At 56.4% G+C, this 5,405-nt stretch carries 7 protein-coding genes; 2 read left to right on the plus strand and 5 right to left on the minus strand.

Annotated elements, in window-relative coordinates; genetic code table 11:
• The 5 genes from A8G08_RS26525 to A8G08_RS04510 form a co-directional block, all read right to left on the minus strand.
• On the minus strand, window positions 1–582 hold a 582-nt coding region (locus A8G08_RS26525), incomplete at its 3' end, for a TubC N-terminal docking domain-related protein (protein WP_483757006.1).
• Window positions 564–1,709, minus strand: coding sequence for a Gfo/Idh/MocA family oxidoreductase (locus A8G08_RS04495; RefSeq protein ID WP_014303371.1), 1,146 nt, complete (start codon window positions 1,707–1,709; stop codon window positions 564–566). The genes A8G08_RS26525 and A8G08_RS04495, both read right to left, overlap by 19 nt.
• Window positions 1,710–1,751: 42 nt before the next feature.
• Window positions 1,752–2,528 carry a DtxR family transcriptional regulator gene (locus A8G08_RS04500; RefSeq protein WP_238524835.1) on the minus strand — a complete coding sequence of 259 codons (777 nt, stop codon included), beginning with the start codon at window positions 2,526–2,528 and terminating at the stop codon, window positions 1,752–1,754.
• A gap of 819 nt (window positions 2,529–3,347) precedes the next feature.
• Window positions 3,348–3,902: an IS3 family transposase gene (locus A8G08_RS04505; RefSeq protein WP_077393419.1), complete on the minus strand. Its 555-nt coding sequence runs from the start codon at window positions 3,900–3,902 to the stop codon at window positions 3,348–3,350.
• A gap of 324 nt (window positions 3,903–4,226) precedes the next feature.
• Window positions 4,227–4,379, minus strand: coding sequence for a hypothetical protein (locus A8G08_RS04510; RefSeq protein ID WP_245672624.1), 153 nt, complete (start codon window positions 4,377–4,379; stop codon window positions 4,227–4,229).
• 97 nt (window positions 4,380–4,476) lie between these two features.
• On the opposite strand from A8G08_RS04510, the gene A8G08_RS04515 reads away from it, so the two are divergent.
• Window positions 4,477–4,791 (plus strand): transposase, encoded by a 315-nt coding sequence (locus tag A8G08_RS04515; RefSeq protein ID WP_014319398.1) that lies wholly within the window; start codon window positions 4,477–4,479, stop codon window positions 4,789–4,791.
• The coding region (locus tag A8G08_RS04520) for an IS3 family transposase (protein ID WP_047928714.1) at window positions 4,791–5,405 on the plus strand (615 nt) is incomplete at its 3' end. The genes A8G08_RS04515 and A8G08_RS04520, both read left to right, overlap by 1 nt.

The raw sequence follows: 5,405 nt of genomic DNA on the forward strand, positions 1-5,405 counted from the left end.
TAGGATGCTGCATTCGTCAAATTGCAAAAGCTGGAATTCGTGCAGTGGCCAGGTGCCCAACGGGTAGCTACGGTTTTCCAATTTTGCGCGGTGACGAAGATACTCGGCGTCCGGGACATCTGGGTTGTGGCCCGCGAGGTCTACAGCTTGTAGCACCGGCAAACTGCGAGATTTAACCACCTGCAGCGAATCCGGTGGAACGACCACTGCAGAGAGCATGTCATGGCGCTGGATGAGTTCGTGCCAAGCCTGTTCAAGGCGGCTGCGATCAAGGCGTTCCGTTCGTATTTCGGCGTAGCTGTGGCACCCGGTGCCACCCAGATCATAGCCTTCGTTCTGACCGGTTGCGTATGCGCGCTGAATATCGGTCATGGGGAAGGGGGCGAACCGTGCTTGCTCATCATGCGGAACGGCCTCCCGCTCACGCAACCATGCCAAAACCTTTTCCTTATTTGACCTTAAGGCCGCGAGGTCTTCCTCGCGCAAGGAACCCTTGGGTGAACGGTAGTTGAGTCGATCGCCGTTCACCCATAGCGCTATACCGCGGGATTCAAGGTCGTTAATCAGCGCTGTGACATCCATGTTATCTCTCCTGTGTTCCGGTGGTTGGGGTTGTTTCGCTCAATGGGGGAGGTATGAGACTCCCCCAGCGGCCACATCAGACTCTCGAGACTGAGTGGTTCGGCATGCATAGCTGCTTGGACGGTACATGTGGGACCCAGTAATTGTCCGGTGCGCGCCCAGACTGCGCACAATGCCAGGAGGTATTCGGCTTCTTGCGCTTCGTTCTTGGAGCACGCCAACTTGTCATATACTTCGTTCAGAAACTCCGCAATGCCTGCAGGCCAGGTATGGTCGTAGAGGGCGACACGGGTAACGCACGGCTCGATAAGGAGATTCTCATGCAACTGTAGAGTGCTCAAACGATCATCGGCAGCAGTGCTTAGCAAGCCAGCTTGATCTCGTGGGATTGGGGTGTTTGGGTGCCAGATGATGGTTCCGTCAGTCTCGGTGAGCACCAGATTTCCGGCGTGCGTGAAAACAGTTATTCGATGCCCCACGTGAGCGAAATCGTCTGGCTTTTCTGGGTCGTTGTGATTAACCACGCGCAAGCAGAGCGGGGTTTTGCGTATCGAACCGGTGAGCGTAGTGAATATTCCGGTAACTTGGGTGTCGTCATCAAAGCTCCATGGGGTAAAACCGCCGGTAATCCTTCCGATGATATCGAGCGTTGAGAATAGAAAGTGAATGCTACATTCGGCGTCTATGTGGATGATTTTGAACTGCCTGGTTAGTGTTGTTGCGATTTCCAAGTACCGGGATATGGTTGGATTCCAGCGGTAGAAGGTGTTGAGCTTGAACTGCACGTTATTTTTCGCTGCCATCCGGTAGCAATCTACAGAGTCTTTCTTGTGGATCGGGTGCTCCATCACTACATGCTTGCCACGGCTTAAAAACTCTAGGGCGAGCTGCGTGCCGGAACCGCCAACGACGCTAGATCTGACCACCACACAGGCAAGATCAAAAGCGGGGAGATCTTCGATCTTGGTACACAGAGGTACGCCTAGCTGCTCTGCCAGCCGGCGCGACTGTTCGCTGCCCTGAGATAGGATTGCTACCAGCGAAAATTTATCCGCAAGCTTTTTTATCCCGTTGATGTATATACGGCCAAATGTTGTGCCGCATACGACGACGCGTACAGTGTTCATGCGACGGGCCTTTCTAGGTTCTGAGCCGAAATACCGGGGTTTTTAAATGAAGCCTGCATCGTCGTCATCACTCCATTGAGGTGCGTCGGTAGTTGCTGTAGGGCCGACGATTTTAATGTCGACGTTGTAAGAGGCCAGTGACGAGAGGACAGTTTGAGGGGCCGGCAGCTCATAGCCCCATTTCGGCCCGGTTAGTAGTTCGTCGCGGATAACGCTTTTTGTCGCTTCCGCAACAAAAAGAGCGGTGATGAAGGTGGAGTCCGGTGCGTGGACACTGCCTGAGACGCGAACAGGGCGGCCCCGTAGGGTGCCGTGGACAGTGGCTTGGATGGCAAACCAGTGGTTCTTTCCGGCATCGAGTTTGGTCTTCGCTGCAGCTATGTCTGCGCACAAATTCATGAGCGTGGTTGGGTCTGATATGTCGGTTTGTGAGAGCGCACGTAAAAGTAACTGCTGGGTGTCCCGGTCCGGTATGGCCGTGACCCCTATGAGGCGCGGAATAGAGAAATCTTGGGCCACCTTGCGTAGCTCGTTGGTGACGAACGGGCTTGCTATGAGTCCGTCATCGCTTGGGAAAGGTTCCAGATCTTCAGCGTGGATGCTCCCAGGTTGGTAAGCCACGAGGTCGCCGTCGACAATCATCTTCCCGGGATGTCCGTAGGAGTTGTGGGTACTTAGCACCACATCGACCAGACCCGACAGCCCGCCCCGGTCGCGTCCACCAGTGCAGAGAGTTACCGATTGACAGTCGTCGATTAGGCCCGCCAGGTGGCGTAGTAATAGACCGCTGAGACCGGGGGTAGCGCCGGCGTTGACCACGCACGGACGGTTGGTGGGATAGTTGTCGAATGAGTTGGCTCCGAACGGGTCTATATAGCCCACTGAGTCTGGTAGTGCCGACGCTACTGAGGTCTTGAGAAGACATGACGGTCCGGCGCAGTTGACGACGACATCAAGGTCACGGGAAAATTTGTTGACAGATTCCTCGTCGTGAGCGTCAACGATAGCGGTGCGCTCATCTGATGTGTGGTGAGACCGATTCCCGCAGTTCACCACATGTCCGCTAGCGCGCAACAGTGCGGCTACTTGGCGGCCTACTTCGCCATGCGAACCGAGAACCCCCACTCTTGCCGTCTCTCCTGTGCGAACCACTCAATGTCCTTTTCTTAGCGAGCACATAACGCCAGATAGCGCCGGTTTAGGTTAGGCTACCCTGCGCGGCAATGAGTTGCAATAGATAGAGGGTAAAACGGCTCTTCCCGATCTAGAGTGCGTAGCAACATAGCTACCTGGCTGGGGGTAGGGGTCGTTGGGCCGGGTCAAAAGGATAGGCAGGGGGTGTTTTGGTGGTGTCGTGGCATAGCAAGAGGCCCTAGACGGTGCAAGATGGTCGTTATCACACAGTCCATCCAGCCACCTAGGGCCCTGACCATGAACTTGTGCAGGTATCAAGCTCCGGGTTTCGTAGAGGCTGTTTTTCTTGGTTTTCTACGCCACAGAGGATGCGACAGCGGTGGTGGTGGCCCATTCGGTGTGGACCTGGTTCGGTGGGCGGTAGCCCACCGATGAGGGCAACCGGGTCTGGTTGTACCACCCGACTGGGGTTGCCCGCAAATTGTTGACAGTTGAGTTAGGTGTCTAGGCCGCCTGGGCGGTGTGCTGTTGGAGGGCAAGCTCGTACTCGATAGGGCTTTGCATCCCGATGGATGAGTGGATTCTTTTGTGGTTATAAAACCCCTCGATCCAGGCGGAGATATCGCTGTAAACTTGTCGCCTAGTGGCGTAAGCACGGCGGTAGAACTTCTCGATCTTCAAACTCGCCCAGAACGACTCCGCCATTGCATTATCCCAGCACACCCCGGTCCGACCCATCGACAACGTCGCGCCAATGTTCGTTGCAAATCGCGACAGCTGTGTAGAGGTGAACTGACATCCACGATCCGCGTGCAGTACCACCGCCTCTGGCCTGGCGTTGCCACGGTTGTCCATCGCCATGGCCAGGGCCTGTGTAACCAAGTCAGTATTCTGCTCATCTCCCATGGCGTAACCCAGCACCCGCTTGGAATGCGCATCTCGAATAGCGATGAGATACCCCCAGCCCTCACCAGACCTTAAATACGTAAAATCCGTGATCCACACCTTGTCGATCGCACCCCGGTCCCACACGCGTTCGCAATGATCAAGGTGGGCCATCGCCACCGTGCCGAACCCGTGGTGGCAGGCGAAACTGTCTAGTGGATATAGCCTCTAGACCTTGGCGTTTTAGGCTGGCAGCGACGCGCTTTTTATCCACCTGGATGCCGTAGTCACGCTGTAAGGCCGCGGCCAGGCGTGGGGATCCGTGGGTTTGTGCATAGTCGAAAAATAGTTGCCGAACCATCCGGTCAAACCGTACTCGGGCAGTTTGTTTGTCCGATGCTGCCAGCCGCCGTGCGAACCACTGATAGAACCCAGCCCGGCTGACCTCGAGCAGGCGCGCCATCAGCGCGATGGGAAACTGTGCCTTCTGCGCTGCCATTAGCTCAAACAGTTCTTGTTTTGTTGCTTGGCTGCGAAGAAGGCGCTTGCTTTTCCCAGGAACTCGTTTTCCATCTTCAACGTGGCGATATCCCGACGCAGCTTGCGGATCTCGGCTTTGAGTTCGTCTGGTGTGGCCTCGCTCTGCTGCACTGCATCTAGTTCTACGCGGCGAGCTTTTAACCACCATCCGAGCACCTGAACCGTCCTGGGTTTTGTTCCGACCTAGTTTGAGGAAGGATCATCATCCATGGGTAGGAAGTTCCCACAAGATTTCAAGGAGCGCGCCGTCCGCCTAACCGACGAGCACCGCAAGGCCCACGATTGCTCCGCATGGCAGGCCGCCACGGTAGTCGGCGAACGCCTCGGAGTTAGCCTCCACACCATCCGCGGGTGGATGCAAAAGAGCTTGGAAAAGACCCCACCAGGTGACGATTTGCCATTTGAAGTACGCGAAGAAATGCAGCAGCTACGCAGCGAAAACCTCGAGTTACGCAGGGCAAACGAGATCCTCAAGGCCGCATCGGCTTTTTTCGCACGGGAACTCGACCATCCCGGACGCTAATGATCCGCTTCATCGACGAGCACAAGGATCATTACGGGGTCGAGGCCATCTGCCGGGTGCTCCGCGAGGACTTCTGCGAAGATTTCTACACCTCACGCGGCTACCGGGCGTTTAAGTCCCGCCCACCATCGGCCAGGGCGCTTCGCGACGAGGAACTCATTGAAGAGCTCAAGCGCCTACACGCCGACAATTTCGGGGTCTACGGCATCCGTAAGCTGCACCAGGCCATGGTTGACGAAGGTCACGACATCGGCTGCGACCAGGTCGGCAGGCTGATGAAAATCGCAGGCCTCAAGGGTGTGCGTCGTGGCCGCAACCCCGTGACCACCAAGCCTGCCAAGCAGCCCGATTCGCGCCCTGACCTGGTCAAGCGCAACTTCACTGCTGATGCGCCGAGCCGCTTGTGGGTCGCTGATATTACCTACGTCCGTACCCGTAGTGGGTTCGTGTACACGGCATTTGTCACCGATGCGTTTAGTCGCAAGATCGTCGGGTGGTCGACGAAGTCTTCGCTGTCAGCCGTGGCGCTGCCGATGGAAGCGTTGTCGCAGGCCATTCATTCAGCGAAAGGCCAGTTAGATGGGCCTTTGGTGCATCACAGTGACCGTGGGTCG

This window comes from Aldersonia kunmingensis, from assembly GCF_001646865.1.
GTDB lineage: Bacteria > Actinomycetota > Actinomycetes > Mycobacteriales > Mycobacteriaceae > Aldersonia > Aldersonia kunmingensis.

Coding starts and splice junctions, on each gene's coding strand:
- A8G08_RS04495 (WP_014303371.1), bottom strand. CDS start 1,709: ATGAACACTGTACGCGTCGTCGTATGCGGCACAACATTTGGCCGTATA.
- A8G08_RS04505 (WP_077393419.1), bottom strand. CDS start 3,902: ATGGCCCACCTTGATCATTGCGAACGCGTGTGGGACCGGGGTGCGATC.
- A8G08_RS04515 (WP_014319398.1), top strand. CDS start 4,477: ATGGGTAGGAAGTTCCCACAAGATTTCAAGGAGCGCGCCGTCCGCCTA.